This window comes from Rhizobium sp. AAP116, from assembly GCF_001295785.1.
GTDB lineage: Bacteria > Pseudomonadota > Alphaproteobacteria > Rhizobiales > Rhizobiaceae > Allorhizobium.
Window position 1 is genome coordinate 1 of record NZ_LJIB01000025.1, and the last position, 24,977, is coordinate 24,977.

The 24,977-nt window shown below is 61.9% G+C and carries 27 protein-coding genes and 1 tRNA gene; 6 read left to right on the forward strand and 22 right to left on the reverse strand.

Going from position 1 to position 24,977, the window contains the following annotated elements:
- Positions 1-42: 42 nt before the first annotated feature.
- Positions 43-180: a hypothetical protein gene (locus IP85_RS22410; RefSeq protein WP_171901578.1), complete on the reverse strand. Its 138-nt coding sequence runs from the start codon at positions 178-180 to the stop codon at positions 43-45.
- Complete coding sequence (locus IP85_RS13645; protein ID WP_054150233.1) at positions 144-434, reverse strand: hypothetical protein; 291 nt, start codon at positions 432-434, stop codon at positions 144-146. The genes IP85_RS22410 and IP85_RS13645 overlap by 37 nt, the downstream gene beginning before the upstream one ends.
- Before the next feature lie 364 nt (positions 435-798).
- On the opposite strand from IP85_RS13645, the gene IP85_RS13650 reads away from it, so the two are divergent.
- On the forward strand, positions 799-1,638 hold the full coding sequence (locus tag IP85_RS13650; RefSeq protein ID WP_054150234.1) for a MoxR family ATPase: 840 nt from the start codon (positions 799-801) through the stop codon (positions 1,636-1,638).
- Positions 1,639-1,738: 100 nt separating this feature from the next.
- On the opposite strand, the gene bfr is transcribed toward IP85_RS13650, so the two are convergent.
- The 5 genes from bfr to IP85_RS22555 all read right to left on the reverse strand — a co-directional run bounded on the left by bfr (position 1,739) and on the right by IP85_RS22555 (position 8,658).
- The gene (bfr, locus tag IP85_RS13655; RefSeq protein WP_054150235.1) at positions 1,739-2,224 is read right to left on the reverse strand and encodes a bacterioferritin; all 486 of its coding nucleotides are present in this window, start codon (positions 2,222-2,224) and stop codon (positions 1,739-1,741) included.
- Positions 2,225-2,449: 225 nt separating this feature from the next.
- A complete protein-coding gene (locus tag IP85_RS13660) occupies positions 2,450-2,773 on the reverse strand; it encodes a (2Fe-2S)-binding protein (protein ID WP_054150236.1) in 324 nt (107 codons plus the stop codon).
- 120 nt (positions 2,774-2,893) lie between these two features.
- Positions 2,894-6,244 (reverse strand): error-prone DNA polymerase, encoded by a 3,351-nt coding sequence (locus IP85_RS13665; RefSeq protein ID WP_054150237.1) that lies wholly within the window; start codon positions 6,242-6,244, stop codon positions 2,894-2,896.
- Positions 6,245-6,260: 16 nt separating this feature from the next.
- A complete protein-coding gene (locus IP85_RS13670; protein ID WP_280949606.1) occupies positions 6,261-7,829 on the reverse strand; it encodes a DNA polymerase Y family protein in 1,569 nt (522 codons plus the stop codon).
- Complete coding sequence (locus IP85_RS22555; protein WP_054150239.1) at positions 7,729-8,658, reverse strand: hypothetical protein; 930 nt, start codon at positions 8,656-8,658, stop codon at positions 7,729-7,731. Before IP85_RS22555 ends, IP85_RS13670 begins: the two co-directional genes overlap by 101 nt.
- Before the next feature lie 159 nt (positions 8,659-8,817).
- On the opposite strand from IP85_RS22555, the gene IP85_RS13680 reads away from it, so the two are divergent.
- Positions 8,818-9,261 carry a metallopeptidase family protein gene (locus tag IP85_RS13680; protein ID WP_054150240.1) on the forward strand — a complete coding sequence of 148 codons (444 nt, stop codon included), beginning with the start codon at positions 8,818-8,820 and terminating at the stop codon, positions 9,259-9,261.
- Between the two features lie 114 nt (positions 9,262-9,375).
- A complete protein-coding gene (locus IP85_RS13685; protein ID WP_054150241.1) occupies positions 9,376-10,125 on the forward strand; it encodes an SDR family oxidoreductase in 750 nt (249 codons plus the stop codon).
- 28 nt (positions 10,126-10,153) lie between these two features.
- Here the strand turns inward: IP85_RS13685 and ftrA are convergent, their stop codons facing one another.
- Complete coding sequence (gene ftrA, locus IP85_RS13690; RefSeq protein ID WP_054150242.1) at positions 10,154-11,176, reverse strand: transcriptional regulator FtrA; 1,023 nt, start codon at positions 11,174-11,176, stop codon at positions 10,154-10,156.
- 69 nt (positions 11,177-11,245) lie between these two features.
- Between ftrA and IP85_RS13695 the strand changes: the two genes are divergently transcribed.
- Positions 11,246-11,644: a rhodanese-like domain-containing protein gene (locus tag IP85_RS13695; RefSeq protein WP_054150243.1), complete on the forward strand. Its 399-nt coding sequence runs from the start codon at positions 11,246-11,248 to the stop codon at positions 11,642-11,644.
- A gap of 17 nt (positions 11,645-11,661) precedes the next feature.
- On the opposite strand, the gene IP85_RS13700 is transcribed toward IP85_RS13695, so the two are convergent.
- The 10 genes from IP85_RS13700 to obgE all read right to left on the reverse strand — a co-directional run bounded on the left by IP85_RS13700 (position 11,662) and on the right by obgE (position 21,635).
- Entirely contained in the window at positions 11,662-12,195 is a 534-nt protein-coding gene (locus IP85_RS13700; RefSeq protein WP_054150244.1) for an RNA pyrophosphohydrolase, read from the reverse strand.
- 7 nt (positions 12,196-12,202) lie between these two features.
- A complete protein-coding gene (locus IP85_RS13705) occupies positions 12,203-13,384 on the reverse strand; it encodes a divergent polysaccharide deacetylase family protein (RefSeq protein WP_054150245.1) in 1,182 nt (393 codons plus the stop codon).
- Positions 13,385-13,467: 83 nt separating this feature from the next.
- Entirely contained in the window at positions 13,468-14,787 is a 1,320-nt protein-coding gene (locus tag IP85_RS13710; protein WP_054150246.1) for a S41 family peptidase, read from the reverse strand.
- The gene (locus IP85_RS13715) at positions 14,777-16,264 is read right to left on the reverse strand and encodes a murein hydrolase activator EnvC (protein WP_245280869.1); all 1,488 of its coding nucleotides are present in this window, start codon (positions 16,262-16,264) and stop codon (positions 14,777-14,779) included. The genes IP85_RS13710 and IP85_RS13715 overlap by 11 nt, the downstream gene beginning before the upstream one ends.
- 71 nt (positions 16,265-16,335) lie before the next feature.
- A complete protein-coding gene (rlmH, locus tag IP85_RS13720) occupies positions 16,336-16,818 on the reverse strand; it encodes a 23S rRNA (pseudouridine(1915)-N(3))-methyltransferase RlmH (protein WP_006724334.1) in 483 nt (160 codons plus the stop codon).
- Positions 16,819-16,922: 104 nt separating this feature from the next.
- Positions 16,923-17,282 (reverse strand): ribosome silencing factor, encoded by a 360-nt coding sequence (gene rsfS / locus IP85_RS13725; protein WP_245280870.1) that lies wholly within the window; start codon positions 17,280-17,282, stop codon positions 16,923-16,925.
- 179 nt (positions 17,283-17,461) lie between these two features.
- Positions 17,462-18,058, reverse strand: coding sequence for a nicotinate-nucleotide adenylyltransferase (locus tag IP85_RS13730; RefSeq protein WP_054150429.1), 597 nt, complete (start codon positions 18,056-18,058; stop codon positions 17,462-17,464).
- Positions 18,059-18,095: 37 nt separating this feature from the next.
- A complete protein-coding gene (locus IP85_RS13735; protein WP_054150248.1) occupies positions 18,096-19,379 on the reverse strand; it encodes a glutamate-5-semialdehyde dehydrogenase in 1,284 nt (427 codons plus the stop codon).
- On the reverse strand, positions 19,372-20,547 hold the full coding sequence (gene proB, locus IP85_RS13740; RefSeq protein WP_054150249.1) for a glutamate 5-kinase: 1,176 nt from the start codon (positions 20,545-20,547) through the stop codon (positions 19,372-19,374). The genes IP85_RS13735 and proB overlap by 8 nt, the downstream gene beginning before the upstream one ends.
- Entirely contained in the window at positions 20,547-21,635 is a 1,089-nt protein-coding gene (gene obgE / locus IP85_RS13745) for a GTPase ObgE (protein ID WP_054150250.1), read from the reverse strand. Before obgE ends, proB begins: the two co-directional genes overlap by 1 nt.
- Before the next feature lie 87 nt (positions 21,636-21,722).
- On the opposite strand from obgE, the gene IP85_RS13750 reads away from it, so the two are divergent.
- On the forward strand, positions 21,723-22,586 hold the full coding sequence (locus IP85_RS13750) for an endonuclease/exonuclease/phosphatase family protein (protein ID WP_054150251.1): 864 nt from the start codon (positions 21,723-21,725) through the stop codon (positions 22,584-22,586).
- A 33-nt stretch (positions 22,587-22,619) separates the two neighbouring features.
- Here IP85_RS13750 and IP85_RS13755 read toward each other — a convergent pair whose 3' ends face one another.
- The 4 genes from IP85_RS13755 to rplU form a co-directional block, all read right to left on the reverse strand.
- Complete coding sequence (locus tag IP85_RS13755; protein WP_054150252.1) at positions 22,620-23,207, reverse strand: GNAT family N-acetyltransferase; 588 nt, start codon at positions 23,205-23,207, stop codon at positions 22,620-22,622.
- Positions 23,204-23,842, reverse strand: a complete 639-nt coding sequence (locus IP85_RS13760) for a GNAT family protein (protein WP_054150253.1) — start codon at positions 23,840-23,842, stop codon at positions 23,204-23,206. The genes IP85_RS13755 and IP85_RS13760 overlap by 4 nt, the downstream gene beginning before the upstream one ends.
- A gap of 124 nt (positions 23,843-23,966) precedes the next feature.
- Entirely contained in the window at positions 23,967-24,236 is a 270-nt protein-coding gene (gene rpmA, locus IP85_RS13765) for a 50S ribosomal protein L27 (RefSeq protein WP_006724343.1), read from the reverse strand.
- A gap of 33 nt (positions 24,237-24,269) precedes the next feature.
- Positions 24,270-24,584, reverse strand: a complete 315-nt coding sequence (gene rplU / locus IP85_RS13770) for a 50S ribosomal protein L21 (RefSeq protein WP_054150254.1) — start codon at positions 24,582-24,584, stop codon at positions 24,270-24,272.
- A gap of 273 nt (positions 24,585-24,857) precedes the next feature.
- On the opposite strand from rplU, the gene IP85_RS13775 reads away from it, so the two are divergent.
- Positions 24,858-24,947 (forward strand) — tRNA-Ser (locus IP85_RS13775).
- Positions 24,948-24,977: the final 30 nt, after the last annotated feature.

The window sequence follows — 24,977 nt, forward strand, 5'->3', positions numbered from 1 at the left end:
CCCCGGACCTGCCGTTTCAGGCACGGTCCGGGTCGAGCGATTTCAGCGCTTCTTGGGAGAAGCGGCCTCTGCACTCTTGATCTGCGTGGTGAAGGTCGAAACCGGGGTCGCCGCCGGCTTGGACTTGTCCTGCTTCGGCTTTCTTACTTCGCGGTTCGAACGCTGTTGGCCTTTAGCCATGATGTGCTTTCCTTTTTCGGGGTGTTTGCAGGAGCCGTCGTCCGGGCGGATGCCTTGCTGCGGCTGGGATCAATATCCGTTTCTGCGATGCAGCGATCAAAGCTCTCGCTCTCGAAGCGGACGCGGTACTGGCGGCTTCCCCCGGTCTCGGGAAGGGTCGCGAGCACCTTGCAGGAGCCATTGCTGCGGGCGAGGCGGACGGGGCCATCTTTCAGCGTCACTGTGTCGCCGATGGAATACAGGTGTCTGGTCATGGGGATCTCCTGCAGCTGGGAGGCTGCGGTCGGGACAGACATCCTTGTGACTTGCGGGTCGGACAAAACGTCCCGCCGGTCTAAAGGAGCCTGCCGTTATACGAGGCATTGCGGCCGGACCAATTGGTCCAGACTGCGAATATGGGGTCGAGGAGAAGGTCGGTGATGTCCGGAGCCCGAAATTCCGTCCTTGCGGATGGGGCACTTGCAGACGGACACGCATCAGCGTTCATGGAATACAGCCTGTCAGATTGCCGGGAAAATACAAGCTATTTCTGGTAAACGGGCTACAGCCGCACCTGTGCTTGCACCCGGTCAGATGCGTCATTACTTTGCCGCCGAAGATGAACGAGGCTCAGATACGATGCAGTTTCAGGGTACCGCAGACTATGTGGCAGACAAGGATCTGATGATTGCGGTCAATGCCGCGATCCGGCTGGAGCGGCCTTTGCTCGTCAAGGGAGAACCGGGAACCGGCAAGACCGAGCTTGCCCGACAGGTGGCCGCGGCGCTCGGGCTCGATATGCTGGAGTGGAACGTCAAATCGACCACCAAGGCGCAGCAGGGGCTCTATGAGTATGATGCCGTCTCGCGCCTGCGCGACAGCCAGCTCGGGGATGAGCGTGTCAATGACGTGAAGAACTACATCCGCAAGGGCAAGCTCTGGCAGGCTTTTGCCACTGACACAAAATGCGTGCTGTTGATCGACGAGATCGACAAGGCGGATATCGAGTTTCCCAACGATCTGCTGCAGGAACTCGACCGGATGGAGTTCCACGTCTACGAGACCGGGGAGACGGTCAGCGCAAAGATCCGGCCGATCGTCATCATCACCTCGAACAACGAGAAGGAACTGCCGGACGCCTTCCTGCGGCGCTGCTTCTTCCACTACATCCGCTTCCCCGAGGCAGAGACGCTGGAGCGGATCGTCGAGGTTCACTATCCCGGGATCAAGAAGACGTTGTTGCGCAACGCGCTGACCCAGTTTTACGAGATCCGCGAGACCCCTGGGCTGAAGAAGAAGCCGTCCACCTCGGAGGCGCTAGACTGGATCCGGTTGCTCGTCGCCGAGGACGTCGACCCAGCCGATCTGCGCGGTGAGGCGAAGAATGCCTTGCCGAAGCTGCATGGCGCGCTTCTGAAGAACGAGCAGGATGTGCATCTGTTCGAGCGCCTCGCCTTCATGGCTCGCCGGGATCGCTGAGTTCGCGGCTGCGCGGAGACGCTGAGAGCCGCGGTAGTGTAAATTCGCACAAACGAAAAAAGCCCCGCAAGCGGGGCTTTCTGGAAGAATGGAACGCAGTTTACTCGGCAGCGTCGGCGGAGTCCGCGTTGAGCTGCCCGTATTTTTCTTCGCCGATCTTGGAGAGAAGCTCGAGTTGGGTCTCGAGGAAATCGATATGGCCTTCCTCGTCGATCAACAGCTGTTCGAAGATCTTCATCGAGACGTAGTCGCCTGCCTGATAACAGATGTCGCGCGAGGCCTTGTAGGAGGTGCGGGCGTCGTATTCGCCGGCGAGGTCAGCTTCGAGCACTTCCTTGACATTCTGGCCGATGCGCAGCGGTGCAACCGTCTGGAGGTTGGGGTGACCTTCGAGGAAGATGATCCGATCGATGATCTTGTCGGCGTGCTGCATTTCCTCGATCGACTCGGCCCGCTCCTTCTTGGCGAGCTTCGTGTAGCCCCAATCGTTCAGCAGGCGGTAGTGCAGCCAGTACTGATTGACCGCACCGAGCTCGAGGAACAGCGCTTCGTTGAGCCGTTCAATGACCTTCGGATCACCCTTCATGATGTTCGTCCCTTGTATGAATTGAATGACGCAACTCTAGCGCCAGCGCTGTCGCCTGTCGAGCCTTTTTTAGAAGTATTCTAATTCTTGGCGGTGACGCGCAGGTTTCAGCGACCGGATCGACAGCGCAGATTCCCATCTGCATGGTGTCTGAGAACTGGGGCGTGACGGGTAGGGAAATGGTTCTGGCGGCCTAGGTGGGCAGCCGATGCCGATGCAGGCGTCTCAGCCGGCAGCGTGTCGGGCCGTCAGTGTTGCCTGGCGCCGTTCGGCCAGCGCTGCCTTCTGCTCCTCGTGGAACTGCTTGAGGCGTTCCATGAAGTTGATGACCTTGGTTTCTTCGGTCTGACGAAGGGCGTGATATTCTTCGGTGGTGCGAATGATCAGGTCGACGACATTCGGAAAACAGCCGCAGCAGCGGCCACGCTTGTTCATGGCGTGGTAAACCTTGCCCGGAACAATCAACTGCCAACAGTCTTCGTCCAGCATCTCGTTGATGACTGACTTGATGTCTTTGTCGGTGATGTAATTGCAGCTGCAGACCAGCATGGACGGGGCACTCGTCAAACATGACATTCACTGTCGCCTTTGTCGTAAACCAGATGGCCTTTGTCAAGAAAAATCGCGGATAGGGCATCAGATGTGATCGCTCCTCGAGGTGTCGTACCGTCAATGGAAGTTGCGTCCTTTCGGCATCAGGTCCGCCATGGCGCTGCGGCGAGGATGGCCGGGCGGAGGGGCGGCCGGCGGAGGGAGACGCGGGACCTTTTCCCGTTTCGCCTGTCGCTGATCGACGCCCGGGCGACGAACTTCATCCGCATGGGCGAGCGTGTCGAAGGTCTTGAGCTCTTCGAGCAGCAGACCGAGCCTGGAGCTTGCGTCGACCAGATGGTCTGCGACCACATGGATGACGCCATGCGCCTTCTGCAGGCGTCCGCGCAGGGCGACCAGCCGCGCGCCCATGACGATCGGCCGGTAACGTTCGAACACCTTCGGCCAGACAATGACATTGGCTGTGCCCGTCTCGTCCTCCAGCGTCATGAAGATGACACCCTTTGCCGAACCCGGCCGTTGGCGGACAAGGACTAGGCCTGCAATCTCAACCTTGGCGCCATGGGAAAGACCTTCGAGATCGGTTGCCGATTTGAGGCCGGCCCGCTGCATGGCCTGGCGGAGGAATGAAACGGGATGTGCCTTCAGGGAGAAGGTCAGGCTGCGGTAATCACTCAAGACCTCTTCGCCCGGCAACATGCGGGGGAGGATCATTTCGGCCTCGTGCTGCAGATTTTCCTGTGGGGCTGCCTCGAAGAGCGGCAGGACTTCGACGGCCGCCTCTCCATCCAGGGCCCGAGCCGCCCAGAGTGCCTCGCGACGCGACAAGCCAAGAGAGGAAAAGCAGTCGGCATCGGCGAGTTTCTCGATGACGGGGCGGGCAAGTCGTGTGCGCAGCCATAAGTCGCGAACGGAATCATAACCCGCACCCCGTCTTGCAACGAGGATATCCATGGCCTCCTTCGGTATGCCCTTGATCTGGCGAAATCCGATGCGAACTGCCTTATTCGACCTGATGACGCCGGCCATGGACCGATGACGGCTGGCGATGCGGGCGGGATCGAAATCGTCCGCCTCTTCCCCTTCTAGCAGGCAGTCCCAGGTCGAGTGGTTGATGTCGACCGGGCGAATATCGACGCCGTGATCACGGGCATCGCGCACGAGCTGGGCGGGGGCGTAAAAGCCCATGGGCTGTGAATTCAGGATCGCGGCACAGAAGACATCCGGATAGAAGGCCTTGAACCAGCAGGAGACATAGACGAGCAGGGCGAAGGAGGCGGCATGGCTTTCGGGGAAGCCGTATTCGCCGAAGCCTTCGATCTGGCTGAAGCAGCGGGCGGCGAACTCAGGATCGTAGCCATTGGTCACCATTCCCTCGATCATGCGTTTCTGGAAGCTGGAGACCTGGCCGGTGCGGCGAAAGGTAGCCATGGCACGGCGCAGCTTGTCGGCTTCTCCCGGGGTGAAGCCGGCAGCGGTAATGGCGATCTGCATCGCCTGTTCCTGGAAAAGGGGCACACCCAGCGTGCGCTCCAGCACGGTGCGCAGTTCATCGCTCGGATAGTCGATCGGCCGGCCGGCCAGCAGGTCTTCGCGCCGCTTCAGGTAAGGATGGACCATGTTGCCCTGGATAGGGCCTGGCCGGACGATCGCCACCTCGATGACCAGATCATAGAACTTGCGCGGCTTCAGCCGCGGCAGCATGCTCATCTGGGCGCGGCTTTCGATCTGGAAGACGCCGATCGTGTCGGCGCGGCAGATCATGTCATAGACTTCAGGGCGCTGGTCTTCGTTAATCGAGGCGAGTGTCTCCTCGACGCCATAATGGGCGGACAGCAGCTTGAAGGCCTTGGCGAGGCAGGTGAGCATGCCAAGCGCCAGGACATCGATCTTCAGGATCTTCAACGTGTCGAGATCGTCCTTGTCCCATTCAACCATGTAGCGTCCGTCAGCCGTGTTCATGATCGGAACGACCTCGTCGAGGCGGTCGCGGGTGATGACGAAGCCGCCGACATGCTGGGAGAGATGGCGGGGAAAGCCCTGCAAGGCCTGGGCGTAATCAAGCACGCGCCGGGTCGTGGCATCCTTGAGGTCGAGGCCGGCAGCCTTTGCCTGCTCCTCGGTGAAATCGCTGGTCCACCAGCCCCAGATCGAACCGGCAAGGGCGGACTGCACATCCTCGGACATGCCGAAGGCCTTTGCCACTTCGCGGCCTGCGGAACGGGCGCGATAGCTGATGACGGCCGCTGTCAGGGCGGCATGCTGGCGACCATAGGTTTCGTAGATGAAGCGGATCACATCCTCCCGCTTCTCATGCTCGAAATCGACATCGATATCCGGCGGCTCGTCGCGTTCCGTCGAGATGAAGCGGTCGAACAGCAGCGTCGTCTTCTGCGGGTCGACTTCCGTGATGCCGAGGCAGAAACAGACGGCAGAATTGGCGGCCGAGCCCCGGCCCTGGCAGAGAATGCCTGCCTCCCTGGCGTGGCAGACGATCCGGTAGACGGTCAGGAAGTAGGGTTCGTAGCGCTTCTCCGCGATAAGCTTCAGTTCGTAGTCGAGGAGACCGAGGACCTTTTGTGGAATGCCCTCCGGATAGCGGTTGCGCGCGCCTTCATAGGTCAGCCGCCGGAGGGCCAGAGGCGGGGGTTCTCCGTCGAAGATCTCATCGGGGTACTGGTGCGACAATTCATCGAGAGAAAACTGAAGCCGGCTAAAGAAGTTGATATTGTTGTCCAGGGCCTCCGGCCAGGCCCTCAGCAGCCGGGCCATTTCCTCTGGGCTTTTCAGGTGTCGTTCGGCATGCGCGTGCAGGCGGAGCCCGGCTTCGGCAATCGTCACATGTTCGCGGATTGCGACGACCACATCGGCAACCGGCTTGCGATCCGGGGCGTGGTAAAGAGCGTCGTTGGTGGCGATCAGGGGAAGACCGAGCCGTTTCGAAATCCCACTCAGCTCCGCGAAATTCCTCTGGTCGGCGCCATCATGACGGGGAACGAGGGCGAGATACAGACGATCCGCCAGGCGAGGGCGGAGAGAGGCGAGCCGGTTTTCGAAGGTTTCGACATCGGCATGGCTCGACAACGGGGGTGGCATGGCGATGAACAGAAGATCCTCGCACCATGCCAGAAGATCCTTTTCCCATAGCGTGCAACCCCCCTTTTTCGAGCGCAGATTTCCCTCGCTCAGCAAACGACAGAGATTGCCCCATCCCTTGCGGTTCAAGGGATAGGCGAGAAGTTCAGGCGTTTCGTCGTCGAAGATGAGGCGGGCGCCGGGGCGGAATTCGAGACCATTCAATTTTGCAGCGGCATGCAGACGGACAACACCGGCGACCGTGTTGCGATCGGCGAGGCCAAGGCCCGACAGGCCCAGAAGCAGCGCTCGTTCCACCAGTTCCTCGGCATGGGATGCGCCGTCGAGGAAGGAGAAATTGCTGCGCAATCCGATTTCGTAAAACCTCTGCATCGTCACGGATCCTGCCTCACGCGAAGAAGCCCTGAAGGAACCAGCTCGGCGTCACGGTCCGCCGCTCATAAAGACCCTCGCGATACAGCCAGAAGCGCTGGCCGTCGCTATCTTCGATGCGGAAATAATCGCGTGGCGGAGCATCCTCGCCATCGGACCACCATTCCGGCGCCAGGCGCTCCGGACCTTCGGCCCTGAGGATACGCCGTTGCACACGGCGCCAGCGAAAGCTGGCCGGTGGACCATCCGGGACCACGGACATGACCTCGACCTCTTCAGGTCGATGGAGGAGGCGCAAGGGACGCAGGGCGCGCGCCGATCTCGCCGCCGTCCGGGATCGAGGCAAAGAGAGATCTGCTGCCTTGAGCGCATCGGCGGCCGGGGCATGTACCGATGCTCTCTCCGGCCAGTGGCTGGCCAGCGGCACGGGCAGGCGAAGCGCCCGTTCTCCCAGGCGGGCGGCCACCTGATCGAGGAAGCGTGTGAGATCTTCGCCGCCGTCCTCCTCGTCGGCAAGAGCGGACTGGCGGACTTCAAAGGCCTCGCTCAGGAGGACATTGAGACGCACGAGCTCGAAGCCGAAACCGGCATCGAGTTCGTCATGGATGACGGAAAGGCGTTCCTCGAACAGGGCCCGGATGCGGCCCGGATCACGCAAGGGGGCGGAGGCCCCGACCTCGATCCGAAAGACCTTGCCATCGACCCGGAAGACCAGAAGTTCGAACAGCCGGCCCCCTTCGCCACGGGCTTCAAGCGAGGTTTTCAAGCCCGCAGCCAGGCGGCCCGCGAGATCGAGGACCTGATCTTCGGTCATGATCGGTTCTGCGAGACGCCTTTCGGCCGACAAAAGCGGCAGATGGCGTCGCGGCGAAATGGGCTCTCCCTCGCGTCCGAGCGCCTGATCGAGACGCAGAATCGGACCCGCACCGAAGCGGCGGGTGATCGGTGCGCGCGGGGCGGCGAGAAGATCCCCTGTTGTCTTCAAGCCGACCCGGGCGAGATTCATGACGATCTGCGGTTCGAGCCGGAGAGCCGCGATCGGCAGGGGAGCGAGTGCGGCTGCAGCCTCGCATGGTGCGACGCGCCTGGGGCCGTCAAAACGGCTGCAGGCACGGGCGAGGCCAGGGGTCGGGCCGACCGCGATCTTGACCGCAAGGCCGAAGGCGGTCATGCGGCGATCAACGTCCTCGATCAGCCTTTCCTCGCCGCCGAAGAGATGGGCGCAGCCGGTGATATCCAGCATCAGTCCGTCATCGCCGTCGAGCGCCACCAGCGGCGTGTAGCGGTCACACCAGTCGGCGATGGCATCAAGAAGAGTGCGGTCGGCGGCCGGATCCGCTTCGATCACGTCGAGGTCTGCACAGATGGCGCGGGCTTCCGCCAGTCCTTGTCCGATCCGCAGGCCGTAGCCTTCCGCCATGTCATCCAGTGCGGTGATCCGCATGGCATTGGCGGAACGGCCGGCGCAGGCCAGTGGTGCCCGGTCAGGATGCGCGGTCGAGCCGGGGTGCAAACGCCACGAGAGACCCCAGCGCCGCCGGGCGATGCGGTCGGTCGGGAGCCTTGGGAAAAAGAGCGACAGAATGCGGCGATCCGAGGCTTGCGGGTTCTGACTGTTCGAAAAGTTGAAGGCGGCGGTCATCGGAATTCCACTCCAGAATGAGTTCGGGCGAGCCCGGAATGCGGGATTTCTCAGGGGTTATGCGAAAGACTGGTGACCCGATGCTGCCGCCCAGCAGGGACCCGTCGGCGAGAGATCGCGCCGCCGCCGGCGCGGGTTCGACAAACAGGCGAAGAAGGGCGCTTGACGCCTCTTCTTCGCCCGCCTGGCGGAGGATCAATAGTCTGCCACCGGTGGCGCGCGCCTTGAGGCTCAAGCGCCGGCTCTCGGTGAGGCCGAATTTCTTCGGATTGCCCTGTACTTCCAGGAGCACGGTGGAAAAGGCCCGGGAGGCAAGGGCTGCCTCGGCCAGCCAGAGCGCGTCCTCGACCCTGCGAGGCAGGGCATGCACCAAGGCGGTCGACGACAGGCCGAAATCGAGGAGGCCAGGGCCATAGGCGAGACCCGCTTCCCGGACGACCTGGGGATCGGCGATGAAGAGGAGGCGCTGCCTCTGCCTCTGGTTTTTCTCCGCCGCCATCAGAGCAAGCGCCACTCCGAAACCGGTCACGGTTCCCGCCTGTTGCAGCCTCTGTCCCCTCACTTCGATCAACGTTCCTAGGGCGAGGCTGTCACCCACAATGCTGCCGAAGAGATCCTGGTGTTCGAGCCTTTCATTCACAGCCCTCTGTTTCGTTTCCGGGCCCGTAGTCTGGACCGTCAGACGCGCGGCATGGTCGGGCTTTCCCTCGATCCGGGCAATCGCCTCTCGCAAGGCAAAAAGCGTCTCGCGCGCCTGAGGGCTCTCGCCCATGACGATGTCTCCTGATGAATTGTTCTCTATTTGTTCCTATGGATTCCAGAGCTTCATAAAAGAGTCAACCGGATTCAGATGAGAATTTATTCCTTGGTTGAATTCACTCTCGAAATACCGTCGCAAACATCCTATATCTCCGGGCAGTAAGGAGTATTCATGGCCCGCATAGACCAGAGCGAGGATTGGCGCGAACGACACGCCCCGACGATCAGCACATTCGAGTCGCTGGCGATCGAGGCTTATGGGCACCTGCCGCAGGAGTTCCGCGACCTGAGCCGCGATCTCATCATCGAGATCGCCGATTTTCCGACCGATGAAGTGTTCGAGGATATGGCGCTCGAGACGCCCTTCGACCTGCTCGGCCTGTTCGAAGGACGCGGGATTTCCGAGCGTTTTTCGATGGAAACCGGCATGATGCCGAACCGCATCATCCTCTATCGCCGCCCTATCCTCGACTACTGGGCCGAAAACGAGGAAACGCTGGGCGATATCATCACCCATGTGCTGATCCATGAGATCGGCCATCATTTCGGCCTCTCCGATGATGACATGGAGCGGATCGAGGAAAGCGCCGAAGAGGCCGCCGCTGCTGAGCGGTAAAGCCAGGTTTTTGCTTTTGTGACGGAATGAGCCCTGGACGGCCCGGCAAGAAACGGGTGGGCCGGGCATATCCCGATTGCCTATGACCGACCTCCATTCAAGGAGGTTCTCATCATGCAAACACTTAACGGCCAAGTCGCGATCATCACCGGTGCTTCATCGGGTATCGGGCTGGCGACAGCACGTCTTTTCGCTCAACATGGGGCTGCTGTCGTCCTCAATTCACGGGGTGCAGATGCGCTCGAAAATGCCGCCGTCGAGATCCGGCAGGCTGGCGGGACGGTTGTTGCCGTGGCCGGTGACGTCGCTCTTCCAGAAACGCATGCACGGCTCGTGGATACGGCCCTGCAGCGTTTTGGCCGGCTCGATATCGCCATCAACAATGCCGGTACCGTTGGACGGATTGCGCCTCTCGCTTCTCTCGAGCCCAATGACTGGCATGATGTGCTCACGGGCAATCTCACCTCGGCCTTTCTCGCGGCCCGCGCCCAGATCCCAGCCATGCAGGCGCGTGGAGGGGGTGCGTTGGTGTTTGTCTCCAGCTTCGTTGGCACAAGCGTCGGTCTGCCTGGAATGTCTGCCTATGGTGCGGCCAAGGCGGGGCTGATGGGGCTCGTCAAAGGGATTACGGCCGATTATGCCGCCGAAGGCATCCGAGCCAACGCCTTGCTGCCTGGTGGAACGGATACGGCCATGGCTGGCGATCAGGCTCAAAAGGATTGGGCTGCTTCGCTGCATGCGCTGAAGCGGATCGCACGGCCGGAGGAAATCGCGGCTGCAGCTCTTTTCCTTGCTGGTCCCATGGGCAGTTTCGTTGCGGGGTCTGCCCTTTACGCCGATGGCGGCAACGCCGCCGTCAAATAAGCGGTCAGTGCCCCGATTGTGCCATGCCTCACGCGCTTTGCCCGAAGCGGGCCCGGTAGGCGGCGGGGCTGGTTTGCAGTCGGGTGCGGAAATGATGGCGTAGGGTCGCCGGTGTGCCGAAGCCCGATGCGACCGCGATGTCGTCGAGTGACAGGCTTGCCCTGCGCTCCAGTAAGTCACAGGCGTGGCGCAGCCGGCGGGTTAGCAGGAATTCGCCGGGGCTGTGACCTGTCAGGTCGCGGAAGCGGCGCTGGAAGGTCCGGCTGCTCATCCCGGCCCGTGCTGCCATTTCGGCCAGTGTCACCTCGCGCTGCAGATTGGCCTCGATCCAGTCGATCAGCGGCCCCATCCGCTGTCCTTCGCGTTCCTGCGGTACCGGCCTCTCGATAAACTGCGCCTGTCCGCCTTCCCGATGCGGCGGGACCACAAGGCGGCGGGCAACGCTGTTGGCGGCATCCGCGCCGAAATCGCGGCGGACGACATGCAGGCACAAATCGATGCCCGCAGCACTGCCTGCAGCCGTCAGGATCTGACCCTCGTCGACATAGAGTACATCGGGATCGAGATGGATTTCGGGATGCCTTTGCAAAATTGTGTCGGCATAGCGCCAGTGGGTCGTGGCTTTCCGGCCGTCAAGCAGCCCGGTCGCGGCCAGCACCGCTACGCCGGAGCACAGCGACATCAGACGCGCACCCCGGGCATGTGCTGCCCGCAGCGCCTCGATCAAGGAGGCCGGAACAGGCTCATCGATCCCGCGCCAGCCTGGCACGACGATCAGATCTGCTTCCTTGAGGAGTTTCAGTCCACCTGAAGCGCTGACCGTCAGGCCGCCAGCAGCGCGCAGAGGGCCCTGCTCGATCGCCGCCGTTGCGTGACGATACCAGCCCTCTCCCATTTCCGGTCGCGCAAGGCCGAAGACCTCAACGGCAACCCCGAATTCGAAGGTGCAAAGGCCGTCATAGGCGAGCGTTACGACGCGTGGTCCTTTAAGCGGCGAGGATGTGAAAGGCGATGCCGATGTCATTGGCGTGATCTTTACGCATGTTGTCATTCACGCCAGTTTTCCGAATTCCCGGAAAAAGGCAAGGTCTAGTAATCAACGACCGAACAGGAGCCTGCCATGCCAAGCCTCGTCAGTGAAATTCCCGCCGCCGATCCGGCCCTTGTCGCTCAGCATTATCAGGCGCGGCTCGCCTTCGAGACCGACTGCTGGGATGTGCATGAGGTGATGAGCCGCGGCGAGGCGGACTTCGTGCTTCTCGACGTGCGCGGACCGAAGCTTTACGAAAGGGGGCATGTGCCCGGCGCGATCAACCTGCCGCATGGCAAGATGACCGAGCGGAAGATGGCGGAATGGCCCGAAGATACGCTGTTCGTCGTCTATTGCGCCGGACCGCATTGCAACGGTACCGACCGCGCAGCGCTTCGGCTTGCGCGGCTCGGGTGTCGGGTCAAGGTGATGATCGGCGGCATGGCCGGCTGGGCGGATGAAGGGTTTGAGATCGCAACCGGCGCCTGAGCCGACCGGGTCGTGTTTCACCCCGCCAGATGGGCGAACTCGGCGACGACCTCTTCGTAAACCCGGCGCTTGAAGGGCACGATGAGACCAGGCAGGTCCTGCATCGGTTTCCAGTCCCAGGCGTCGAATTCCGCTTCGTGCCCACCGGGCGGTGGGTTGATGGCGATCTCGCTTTCGTCTCCTTCGAAGCGGAAGGCGAACCAGCGCTGGGTCTGGCCGCGGAACTTGCCGCGCAGGCCAATCCCGATCAAATGCGCCGGCAGGTCGTAATTGATCCAACGGCCGGCTTCGGCGAGCAGGGAGACGGATTTCATGCCGGTCTCCTCATAAAGCTCGCGCATGGCGGCCGGTAGCGGATCTTCGCCCGGATCGATCCCACCCTGCGGCATCTGCCAGAGCTGGGGCGAACCGTCATATTCCGAATTGCCTTCGGAAAGGCGGCGTCCCGCCCAGACGAGACCCTCGCGGTTCAACACCATGATCCCGACACAGGGGCGATAGGGCAGATCTTCAGCCTTCACCTGGGGCTTGGTCGATTGGGGCTCGGTCATGATATCCTCAGGGGCTGTTGTCGTTGGCGAGCACCGAAACGCCGACGAATTCGATGCCGCGGGCGACTGCTTCATTACGCCATTCGGCGACCGCTGCAATGGTCTCGTCAAAAGCCGCACCGACGCCGATCGCCTGGCCGTTGCGCCGCGCAATACGCTCCAGTTCGTCGAGCTTCGCCAGGATCGCCTGGCGATCCACCTGCGCGTCGATCATCACGTCCGCATAGGCATGCGGGAAGCCGATCGCCTTGGCGAAATCACCCGACAGCGAGCGCGCGGTGGAGCCGTCGTCGAGGAACATCAGCCCGCGCTTGCCGATATCGCGCATGACAGGGTCCATGGCCTTGTCGTCGGCGAGGAAGCGGGCGCCCATATAGTTCATGATGCCGGTGTAGTTGGTGATCTGCGCCATGGCCTGGTGCAGGTTGGCGATATTGGTCGCTGCCGTCTTCTCGGCCAGCAACGCGCCGCGCCCCGGATCGTTGGCCGGATAATCGAAGGGCTCCATCGGCACCTGAAGAACGATCTCGTGTCCCTTGCGGCGCGCCTCCTGCATCCAGCGCTGCAGGCTGTTGCCCGTTGCGGCGAAAGCGAGGGTGATGTCCTCGGGCAGTTCGCGGATCGCCTTCTGGCTGCCGGTCTGGCTGAGACCGATGCCGCCAATGACGATCGCGATCCGTGTGCCGCGTGCGCCGGACCAGGGTCTTGCATAGAAATCGACGGGGCGGAGGCCGGAAGTAGACACGACAGGAAGTTCGCCCGCATCGGTGAGTTCGATCAGGTCTTCATTGGGCTGGCCGGCCAGTCGCGGATCCTGGGTCGATGCGCTGCCGATGATTACCGGCCCCTGTCGACCCGTCGGGCTGAAGGTCGTGACGACATTGCCGTCTGCGGTGGTGGTGCGGCGGAGCACGGCTCCGTCGTTCGGACCGCTCCTGACGATGCCGGCTGCCTCATTCTGCGGTTCACTGCTTGCCGGGGTGTCTGGTGCCTGGGCCGTTTCCGGTGGTGCAGGGGCGAGATTGATCGGCGGGACCATGCGCAGGTTTGCCGGGGACAGGGCCGTCCATGCGGAAAAGCCTGCAAGGGAGACGACGGCAAGAACAGCCGCAAGGCTGGACAAAGCAGAGCTGCCTTTGCCCGGCTTCTTGTCCTTGCGCTCCTGACCGAGCGGTGCATGAAGATCCATGCGATACTTCCAGTGATGTCGGCAGTCCGGATACAGAAAGACCGCCCGCGCATCTGTGATACGCGGGCGGTCAGATCAGATGCTTACTGCAGAGCGGCCTTCTGCGGATCGGCGGGGAAGGCCGGATCGGTCTTCACGCCACGCAGCAGATCGAGTGCATGGTTGAGCTGGACGTCGTCCTTGGCTTCCGGCGGCACGTAGGCAACCGAGCCGGAGCCTTCCTCGTTCTCGTTCTGGCCCTTGATGTGGCCTGGAAGAGAGGATTCGCCTTCGGTCCGCACCTTGCCCTGGAGCTCTTCCGGAAGCGGCTGCTCGACCTTGATGTCGGGCTCGATGCCGGTTCCCTGGATCGAACTGCCGGAGGGTGTGTAATAGAGTGCCGTTGTCAGGCGCAGTGCGCCCTTGTCGCCCATCGGGATGATGGTCTGCACGGAACCCTTGCCGAAGGAGCGGGTGCCGAGCACGGTCGCACGCTTCAGATCCTGCAGCGCGCCGGCCACGATTTCCGATGCCGATGCCGAACCGCCATTGATCAGTACAACCACCGGCTTGCCGTCGGTCAGATCGCCTGCGGTGGCGTTGAAGCGGCGGGTATCCTGCGGATCGCGCGAACGGGTCGAAACCACCTCGCCACGCTCCAGGAAGGCGTCGGAGACGTAGATTGCCTGATCGAGCAGGCCGCCCGGGTTGAGACGCAGGTCAAGGACATAGCCCTTCAACTTGTCTTCCGGGACTTCCTTCTTGATCTTCTCGATCGCCGCTTCCAGATCGTCATAGGTCTTCTCGGTAAACGAGATGACGCGCAGATAACCGACATCGCCCTCGACGCGCGACTTGACGGCGCGGATCGCAATGATCTCGCGGGTCACGGTGATGTCCAACGGCTTGTCGGCACCCTCGCGCAGGATGGTCAGCTTGATCGGGGTGTTGACCGCCCCACGCATCTTTTCGACAGCTTCCTCGAGCTTCAGGCCGCGCACGCTTTCGCCGTTGATTTCGGAGATGAAGTCGCCAGCGAGAATGCCGGCCTTGGAGCCGGGCGTGTCGTCGATCGGCGTGATGACCTTGACGAGTTCTTCCTCCATCGTGACTTCGATGCCGATGCCGCCGAATTCACCGCGCGTCTGGGTCTGCATGTCGGCCGCATCCTTGGCGTTCATGTAGACGGAGTGCGGATCCAGCGAGGTCAGCATGCCGTTGATGGCACTTTCAACCAGCTTGTTCTCGTCCGGCGGTGTCACGTATTGGGCGCGAATGCGCTCAAAGACATCGCCGAAGATCGACAGTTCACGATAGGTGGAATTGCCCGCAGCCTGCGCCGGAACACCCGCCGAATAAATGACGCTCATCGCGGTTGCGCCCATCAATGCGCCGACGAGGAGAAGAGAGACCCTACGTATCATTCTGTGCCTTTCCAGAATCGCCTCCGACCCACCAGGGACGGGAATCAACCGGTTTACCGTCTTTCCGAAGTTCAATGTAAAGCGTCGGCCGATCGGTTTCCAGCGCCAATACTGTCGCGCTTGCTACTCTTTTCTCACCCATGGTCGCCAGAGGCTCCCCAGAGAGGACGAACTTGCCTTGGCTCGTGCTGATCCGGTCCATGCCAGACAGCACCATATGATAGCCGTCGCCCGTATTCAGAATGATCATCTGGCCGTAGCTTCGGAAATTTCCAGCAAACACTACCCATGCATCGGCCGGTGCGGTCACCAGCGACCCGGGCTGTGAGGCAATGACGATGCCCTGCGCCTGGTGGCCTGTCCCGTCCGGATCGCCGAACTGTCGCAGGGTTTCGCCGGCAACCGGCAAGTCCAGTTTCTGCTTCAGCTCAGAGAACGGATATGCTGGCGCAATGCGGTTTTTATCGGGCAGTCCAGACTGAGCGAGCTCCAGCGCGCGGGCTCTCTGCTCCTCGCTCATCTGGCTGCGCCTTGCCTCTTCGGCGCGTGCAAGTTCTGCCGCCTGGCGCACCGAAGTTATCTCGCTTTCGAGTGACCGGATCAGGGCCTCCATCGTCGAGGCACGTTCGGCAAGTGCCTCCGATTGCTTGCGTTCTGCCTGCAGCTGCAGCGAATTCGTGCGGGCGAGCCGATCGTTTTCGACGACGAGAAGATCCATCCGCCGCTCTTCTTCCTGGCGGTTGGCGATGGCCGCGACGAGGCTGTCCATCTCCTGCTTCCCCGCATTCCTGAGCGCGATCAACTCTTCGAGATCGGCGGCCAGCTTGTCCGTCTCGTGGCGAATGCCGGGGACGACCGCACCCAGAAGGATCGCTGTGCGGACGGAGCCGAGTGCGTCCTCGGGGCTGACCAGCAGGGCCGGCGGCGGATTGCGGCCCATCCGCTGGAGAGCGGCCAGGACCTCCGCCAGCGTCGCCCGACGCTCCCGGAAGGAGCCACGGATCTCATCCTCACGAAGGCCGATATCAGCGAGCCGCTTCTCGCCCTGGTTGATCTGATTTTCGATGTCCTTGCGGCGTTTGGCCGATTCGATCAGCGCCGTCTTCAGGCTCTCCGAGGTCTTTTCCAGCTCTGCGATGCTGTTCTCAAGTTCGGTCGCCTTTTCTTCCGACAGCTTCATGCTGGCGGCGATTTCCTGCAACTCCGAGCTCACCTGATCGCGTTTGGAACGCAGTTCGAGGGCTGGATCAGGCGCCGGATCCGGTATGATACGGTCACCCGTTGCTGCCGGCGCCGGCGGCAGCGCGCCAGTGGTGGTATCAGCATCCGCAGGCGTGTTCTGTTGCGCATGGGTCGGAAGCGGGGATGCCGACGCCAGGAGTGCCGCCAGAACAAAGGCCGCCGCCAAGCCAACCTTGCGGCGGCTGCCGTCGATCAGACGTGCATTGTCATTGGCTGCAGTGGGCAAAGGCTTCATCCGGTTCGGCGGGAAAATACGCTGATTTGCGAACAAGGCAAAGGTATGCCGCGCCGATCGTGATCGGCGCCTCAAACGCGGTGATAGGGATGTCCCGTCAGGATGGTAACGGCCCGGTAAAGCTGCTCGGCAATCAGGATGCGGACCAGCTGATGTGGCCAGGTCAGTTTGCCAAGATTGAGGACGAGGCGTGCACGATCACGCAGGTCCGGGTCGATGCCATCGGCGCCGCCGATGACGAAGGCCATGTCGCGCTGGCCGTTGTCGGCAGCGTCGCCGACGAATTTCGCAAATTCGGCGCTGTCAAAGGCCTTGCCGCGCTCGTCGAGGACGACGATCAGCGCGCCGTCAGGGATCTGGCGGGAAAGCTCCTGGGCTTCCTCGCGCTTTCTCGTGTCGGCATTGCCGGCGCGGCTTTCATTCAGCTCCACGGAGCGCGTGAATTCCAGGCCGCATTGCGGTCCGGCCTTGGCGAAACGGTCCAGATAGCGGGACGCGAGTTCCTTCTCCGGACCGGCTTTCAGCCGGCCCACGGCATAGATGCCAATTTTCATGCGGGCAGTCCCAGTTTCAGGTCACAAAACCATCTCTATCGGCAGGAAGTGACCCGCCGTGTCAATCCGGCTTCGGGACCGTCCTTGAAGACGGCCGGCCGTTTTCAGTGCAGGCGATCCCCGATATCCGGCGTGGCCCACATCCTTTCCAGGTTGTAGACCTCACGAATTTCGGGTCGGAACACATGCACGATGATGTCTCCCGTGTCGATCAGGACCCAATCTCCATTCTCAAGGCCTTCGACGCGGGCGGAACCCAGGCCTTCGTCCTTCAGGTCGGAAATGAGGTGTTCGCTGATCGCCGAGACATGACGGTTCGAGCGTCCGGATACGACCACCATGTAGTCGCCCAGCGCCGATTTTCCGGCAATGTCGATAGAGACGATGTCTTCTGCTTTCGAGTCCTCGAGGCTTGCGAGGACCAGCTCAAGCGCACGGGCTGCAGCATCGGCGCCACGTTCCATGCTCTTCGGGATAGCGCGGGAGGCGCGTCCCTTGGTGTGTACTGTTGTCAGAGTTCGTCCTTTCCTTGGCAAAACAGAACAGCACGTCTGCGATTCTCATAACTTCGATCGCAGACAAAAGGTGGCATCGATCCATTAAACTTTCAAGGCATGGTCGCAGATGCGGGGGCTTTGCGTCGTCATTGTCGCACGGTGCCGGCGGCCGCTCGGATCGCCGACGAGCTCAGCGTCGAACGTGGCCCATGAATGAAGGTCCAGGCCGGCGCCCGCTTCTGCCACAGCACGCCAGCATCCTCCTCATCGACACGCGCATAGTCGAAGGTGCGGGCCATCTTCGAGGAGAGATAGGCGAGCGTCGAGCCGGGTCGGTCGATCACGGCGATCGGGAAGGTGGTGGCGATCTTCTGCCAGCGCTGCCAGCGATGGAAACCGGCGAGATTGTCGGCCCCCATGATCCAGATGAAATGGGCATGTGGATTGCGAGTGCGGATGAACTCGAGCGTGCGTGCGGTGTAACTCGTACCGAGCGATTTCTCGAAGGCGGTGACCTTGATGCGCGGATCCGTGGCCAACTGCTCGCACGCCTTCAGGCGCTCTGCGAGAGGCATCAGCTCCGTTCGGCTCTTCAACGGGTTGCCCGGTGTCACAAGCCACCAGAGCTGGTCAAGACCAAGGCGACGCAAAGCGATCTCTGCGACCAGCAGGTGTCCCGGATGCGGCGGGTTGAAGGAACCGCCGAAGAGGCCGATCACCATGCCGCGCTCGACATGCGGCATCACGAGATGGCGATGGGCGAGCGCCGTTTCCGCCACGTCAGGGACGGACCTGGCCGGTGCCGCGGACGCGGTACTTGAAGGATGTCAGCTGCTCGACGCCCACGGGCCCGCGCGCATGCATCTTTCCGGTCGCGATGCCGATCTCGGCGCCCATGCCGAATTCGCCGCCATCAGCGAACTGGGTTGATGCGTTGTGCAGCAGGATGGCGGAATCGATCTCGTTGAAGAAGCGTTCGACGACGGCGGGGTCTTCTGCAATCACGGCTTCGGTGTGGTTCGACGAATAGCGAGCGATATGATCGATCGCACCACCAATGCCGTCGACAATGGCAACGGAAATGATCGCGTCGAGATATTCCGTGCGCCAGTCCTCCTCCGTTGCCGGCTTGAGGCCTGGCATGACCCGGAGCACTGTCGCGGAGGCGCGGACTTCGCAGCCCGCTTCGGTCAGCGCCTCGATCAGGGGCTGCAGATGGGTACCGATTGCGGCGCTGTCGATCAGCAGGGTTTCAGCCGAACCGCAGATGCCGGTGCGGCGCATCTTGGCGTTGACGACGATCTTCTTCGCCATCTCCAGATCGGCGGAGCCGTCGACATAGACGTGGCAGAGACCTTCGAGATGGGCAAAGACCGGGACGCGTGCTTCCTGCTGTACGCGCGCGACGAGGCTTTTTCCCCCGCGCGGCACAATCACGTCGATCGATCCTTCGAGGCCGGATAACAGCGCGCCGACGGCGGCACGATCCGTGGTCGGCACAAGCTGAATGGCGTCAGCGGGCAGGCCGGCGGAGAGAAGTCCCTTGACCAGGCAGGCATGGATAGCGCGCGATGAATTGGCCGAATCCGAGCCGCCGCGCAGGATCACGGCATTGCCTGCCTTCAGGCAAAGGGCTCCGGCATCGGCCGTCACGTTGGGGCGGCTTTCGTAAATCACGCCGATGACGCCAAGCGGCGTGCGCACGCGCTCAATATGCAGACCGTTCGGACGGTCCCATTCGGTGATGACAGTGCCGACGGGGTCGGGCAGTTCGGCGATCTCGCGCATCGACCGGGCGATCGCGGCGATACGATCAGAATTCAAGGTGAGCCGGTCGATGAAGGATGCGGCAAGGCCCGATTCTGCCGCATTCTTGAGGTCGATCGTATTGGCCGCGAGGATGTCGGACTCGGCCGTCATCAAGGCGTCGGCCATTGCGAGAAGTGCCCGGTTCTTCGCTTCGGTCGATGCGATCGCCAGTGGTCTTGCTGCCGCGCGGGCGCGGCGGCCGATGTCGAGCATCAGGCCTTCGACGGAGTTCTGGTTCGACACGGTATCATGCATGGGCGGCATCCTTCCGGTCACCGGCTGCGGCTTCGCGCTGGCCGAGTTCGGTCATGACGAGGTCGTCGCGATGGATCATCGCAGCGCGACCGGCATAACCAAGGATATTCTCGATCTCGTTGGATTTGCGGCCGCAGATGCGGCGCGCCTCATCGGCGTCGTAACCCGCCAGACCGCGGGCGATCTCGCGACCCTCGATCGTGACGATCGAAACCGTATCGCCGCGATGGAAGGCGCCGGAGACGGAGCGGACACCGGCCGGGAGCAGGCTCTTGCCCGAGCGCAGCGCGCCTTCGGCGCCGTTGTCGACCTGAAGCGTGCCCGCCGGCTGGAGTTGACCTGCGATCCAGGTCTTGCGTGCCGTAACGGGCGACTTGGATGCCGCAAACCAGGAATGGCGGGCTCCATTCTCGATCGATGACAGCGGGTTCATCGTCTTGCCGGAAGCGATGATCATGGCGCAGCCAGCGCTGGTTGCGATCTTGCCGGCATCGATCTTGGTGCGCATGCCTCCACGGGAGAGCTCGGATGCAGCCCCTCCGGCCATGGCTTCGATGGCGGGTGTGATTTCCTCGATCGTGTCGAGAAACTGCGCCTCAGGATCGAGGTGCGGCGGGGCGGTATAGAGGCCGTCGATATCGGAGAGCAGCACAAGCAGGTCGGCGCCGGCCATGGTGGCTACGCGAGCGGCAAGGCGGTCGTTATCGCCGTAGCGGATTTCGGTGGTGGCGACCGTGTCGTTCTCGTTGATGATCGGTATGGCGCCGATCTTCAAGAGCTGGCTGAGGGTGGCGCGGGCGTTCAGGTAACGCCGGCGTTCCTCGGTGTCGCCGAGCGTCAGCAGGATCTGACCAGCGACGATCTGGTGGCGAGACAGGCTTTCCGACCAGTGGCGGGCAAGCGCGATCTGGCCGACGGCAGCACAGGCCTGGCTCTCCTCAAGCTTGAGGGCACCGGAGGGCATGTCGAGCACGGTGCGGCCGAGCGCAATCGCGCCCGAGGAGACGACGAGAACGTCGGTCCCACGGGCTTTCAGAGCTGCGATATCGTCACAGATTGCATCGAGCCATTGCTTGCGAATTCCGGAGCCGCGATCGACCAGAAGGGCGGATCCGATCTTGATGACGACCCGCTTGACGCGGGAGAGCGAGCGGAGCCGGGTGGACATCAATCGTCGCCTTCTCCGTCGAAACCGGTTTCCAGATTTCCGTCGTCATCCCGCTTGCGGCGGTTCTTCTCGCGCTTTTCGGGCAGGGGCTGGTTACCCTGGGCAGCGACGATGATATCGCGCAGGGCACGCAGCGCATCGGTCATGCCCTTGCCGGTTATGGCGGAGAGCAGGAGCGGTGTCTGGCCGCAGGCCTTCTTCAGTTCCGCCGCTTTCTTCTTCAGTTCCGCTTCGTCGAAGACGTCGATCTGCGAGAGGGCAACGATTTCCGGCTTGTCATCCAGGCCTCCGCCATAGGCATCAAGCTCGTAGCGCACCGTCTTATAAGCCTTGCCGACCTCTTCTTCCTGGGCGGAAACGAGATGCAGGAGGACACGGGTGCGCTCGACATGGCCGAGGAAACGGTCGCCGATGCCGACACCTTCATGGGCGCCTTCGATCAGGCCCGGAATGTCGGCCAAGATGAACTCCCGCTCATCGACGGTTGCAACGCCGAGGTTGGGGTGCAGCGTTGTGAAGGGATAGTTGGCGATCTTCGGCCGAGCACGGGTGACGGATGCCAGGAATGTGGACTTGCCGGCATTGGGCAGGCCGACGAGACCGGCATCGGCGATCAGCTTCAGCCGCAGCCAGACGGTCTTTTCTTCACCTTCGAGGCCCGGATTGGCCCAGTCCGGCGCCTGGTTGGTCGCGGTCTTGAAATGGGCGTTGCCGAAGCCGCCATTGCCGCCCTTGGCGATGCGGAAACGCTGGCCCTCGACCGTCATGTCGACGATCAGGGTCTCGTTGTCTTCCTCGAAGATCTGGGTGCCGACAGGCACCTTGAGTGTCACGTCTTCGCCGTTTGCGCCCGTGCGGTTGCGGCCCATGCCGTGGGTGCCGGTCTTCGCCTTGAAATGCTGCTGGAAGCGAAAGTCGATGAGGGTGTTCAGGCCGTTGACGGCCTCGACCCAGACGTCACCGCCCCTGCCGCCGTCGCCGCCGTCAGGTCCGCCGAATTCGATGAACTTTTCGCGCCGAAATGAGACAGCACCGCCGCCGCCGTCGCCCGAGCGAATATATACCTTAGCCTCGTCGAGAAATTTCATCTTGCTGCCGTCAATTCTTCTGTCAGGTTCTGCGCGGAGAGTTGCGGCCATCGATATAGCCGCTTGGCGCGGAGGTCAAAGAGTATCGTGAAGTTCGTCAGCTACAACATCCAGTATGGTTTCGGCCAGGATGGGCGTTTTGACCCTGATCGGATCGCCGACAGCATCCGCGATGCGGACGTGATTGCGCTGCAGGAGGTGACCCGTGGCTATAGCCGGAACGGTTACGCCGATCTGGTAGAGACCTTTTCCGCATTGTTTCCAGACTACTTTACATCCTTCGGTCCGGCTTGCGACGTGCTGGTCGATCACGCGATAACCGACGGTCGCCTCCGTGAGCGGCGTTTCCAGTTCGGCAACATGGTGCTGTCGCGCTTTCCGATCCGGGCCAGCCGCAACCTGCTCCTGCCGCGCAACCGGACCTTCGACAAGCTCAATCTGCAGCGGGGGGCGCTGGAGGCCGTCATCGAGGCACCTGATAGGGCGCTGCGGGTCTATTCCGTCCATTTGGATCATGTTTCCCCGGACGAGCGGCTGGCGCAGATCGCCTATCTCAAGGAACGTGTCTGTGGCTACCTGTCTGAGGGCGGGGCGCTCACTGGCGCCATCGAATTCGCCGTCACTGATCCGCCGTTGCCGGAGGATTTTCTTGTCATGGGTGACTTCAACATGGAGCCGGAAAGCCCTGAATACATCGCCATGGTCGGGCGAAACGACGCCTATTATGGACGTGCGCCGAGAGCGGGCTATCCTGTCGATGTCGAAGCTCAACTCAAATCGCGGCCTGCGGATGGCTATAGCTGGATCAGCGAGGACGGATCGCGGCGCATGCATCTCGATTACTGCTTCGTCAGCGGCGGGCTCGTCGATCGGCTGACGGGCTGCCATGTGGATCGGTCCGCCGTCGGATCTGACCATTTCCCGGTCTGGGTCGAACTGGCGGAAGGTTGAACTCCGGGCGACTGGCGCCCGGAGCATTGTTGGCTATATAAGTCTCCTGCGGGCGGCGAAGTCTGGCTGGGCGAGGCGGAATTCGACCAGCGGCGCCATGGCGTTGCGCGCCTTGGAGAACACGTCACTCACGCCGACCGTGCGGAAGCCGCGGGCTTCCAGCAATCGGAGCGATGCCGGGTTGTCGGCAAAGGCGCCGCCGAAGATTTCGGCACTGCCCATGCGCCGGAAGAAGCGGTCAAGGGCAGCCTCGACGGCCTCGGACATCAGGCCGCGTCCCCAGTAGAAGCGATTCAACCAGTAGCCGATGTGCCAAAGGCCATGGCGGAGCTCCAGGGAGACCACGCCCACATGGACGCCATCGAGCGTGATCGCGAAGTGCCAGTCTGGCTTCAGGCCTGACGTCACCATGTTCAACCAGTCGCGTCCGTCCTCGCGATCGTAGGGAACCGGCACGCGCGTCAGCATGCGGGCGATTGCGAAATCACTCAGCGAATTCGCAATCGCTTCCGCGTCCTGCATGCGATGCGGACGAAGCACCAGGCGATCCGTTTCGATGACCGGGCAGGGTCCGGGCATGGACGTTTCGAGCACCGGTCTTTCTGCAACAAGCGCGCTCATCGCATTTCCCCCCAGCTCTTCAGGGACAGCCAGGTCTTGCGGTCAAGCCGGTACCATTCGACCGGGACTGTTCCGCCCATGGCGAGGTTGCCGACCATGCCTGTTCCCTGGAACTGGAAGCCGCACTTCTGGATGACGCGGCGCGAGGCAATGTTCGTCACCCGGCAGCGCGCATCGATGCGGCTCACCCATTCACGGGTGCGGAAGGCCATGTCGATCAGTGCATGGGCCGCTTCCGTGGCGTAACCCTTGTTCCAGTAGGGTTCCCCCAGCCAGTAACCCATTTCCAGGATGGTATCGTCGGCCGGATTGGGTTCCAGCGCGCAGCAACCGAGGAACTCGCCGTTGTCCGCTTTGGTGATGGCATAGACGCACTTGCCGATCTCGCCGATATTCGTGCGTCGCACGAAGTCGGCCGCGTCTTTTGCCGTGTAGGGATGCGGCATGCGCGCCACCATGGTGGCGATGGCGGCGTTGTTGGCGAGATGGGCAAGGGCGTCGATGTCTTCGATGTGGGGTGCGCGCAGGACGAGCCTTTGCGACAATAAGACAGGGCAATCGCTCCTCGGCCGATCGGGCCTTGGCTGCTCTTCGGGTGACCGTGATTGGTCATCCCTCAACATCAGACTTTGCATGGTTCAGTCTCCTTCGTTGGACAAGAAAAAAGGGGAGATGGCGCCCCATCTCCCCTTTTTTCTAGACTGAACCTGGTGCGGTCAGCCGGGTCGATGAGACGCCGGCTGTTAAACGCTACCGGCTTTATTCTGCTGCTTCGGCTTTCGGCATTACGGACACGTATACCTTGCCGTTCGCCTTGGTACGGTAGTTCACATTGCCAGCCGTGAGTGCAAAGAGGGTATGATCCTTGCCCATGCCGACGTTTGCGTCCGGATGCCACTGGGTGCCGCGCTGACGCACGATGATGTTGCCCGGAATGACGACTTCGCCACCGAACTTCTTCACGCCGAGGCGCTTGGAATTGGAATCGCGACCGTTGCGCGAGGAACCGCCAGCTTTTTTGTGTGCCATTGGATTGCTCCTTTAAACCTAGTTATCAGCGTTTCAGGCTGCGACGATGTCGGTGATGCGCACCACGGTGTGGTGCTGACGATGGCCGCGCGAACGCTTGGAGTTCTGACGACGACGCTTCTTGAAGGCGATGACCTTCTTTCCGCGGGTCTGTTCGACCACTTCGGCCGTAACCTTGGCGCCGGCCACGAAGGGCGCGCCGATGGTTGCGGTTTCGCCTTCGCCGACGACGAGGATCTCGGTGAATTCGATGGTTGCGCCAGCTTCGGCTTCCAGCTTTTCGATGGTCAGCACGTCGTTGGCGTTAACGCGGTACTGCTTACCGCCGGTCTTGATGACTGCGAACATTTTTTATCCTTTCATGTTCGTTCCGGCTCTCCCCTTGCGAGGGGCCGTCTTTTTGCCAGTCGGAGGAGCAGGATGTTGATCCCGCCGGTTCACTTCGCAGATCGCGAAGAACGAAAGGCGCACGTCACGCACGCTTTTAGTCGAGCGTCGCATACGTGAGGCCCTGCGGGGTGTCAAGACAAAAGCCGGAAAAACCGTCACATTCGCTCTTGCATGGGGGGTGAGTTGCCGCTATGAGACAGCCCGCGCCATCGAGCGCCGACCAATGTGACCGGAGAGGTGGCTGAGTGGTCGAAAGCACCGCACTCGAAATGCGGCATACTCGCAAGGGTATCGTGGGTTCGAATCCCACCCTCTCCGCCAAGTTGTATAGACACTCGCTACCAGCTTTTA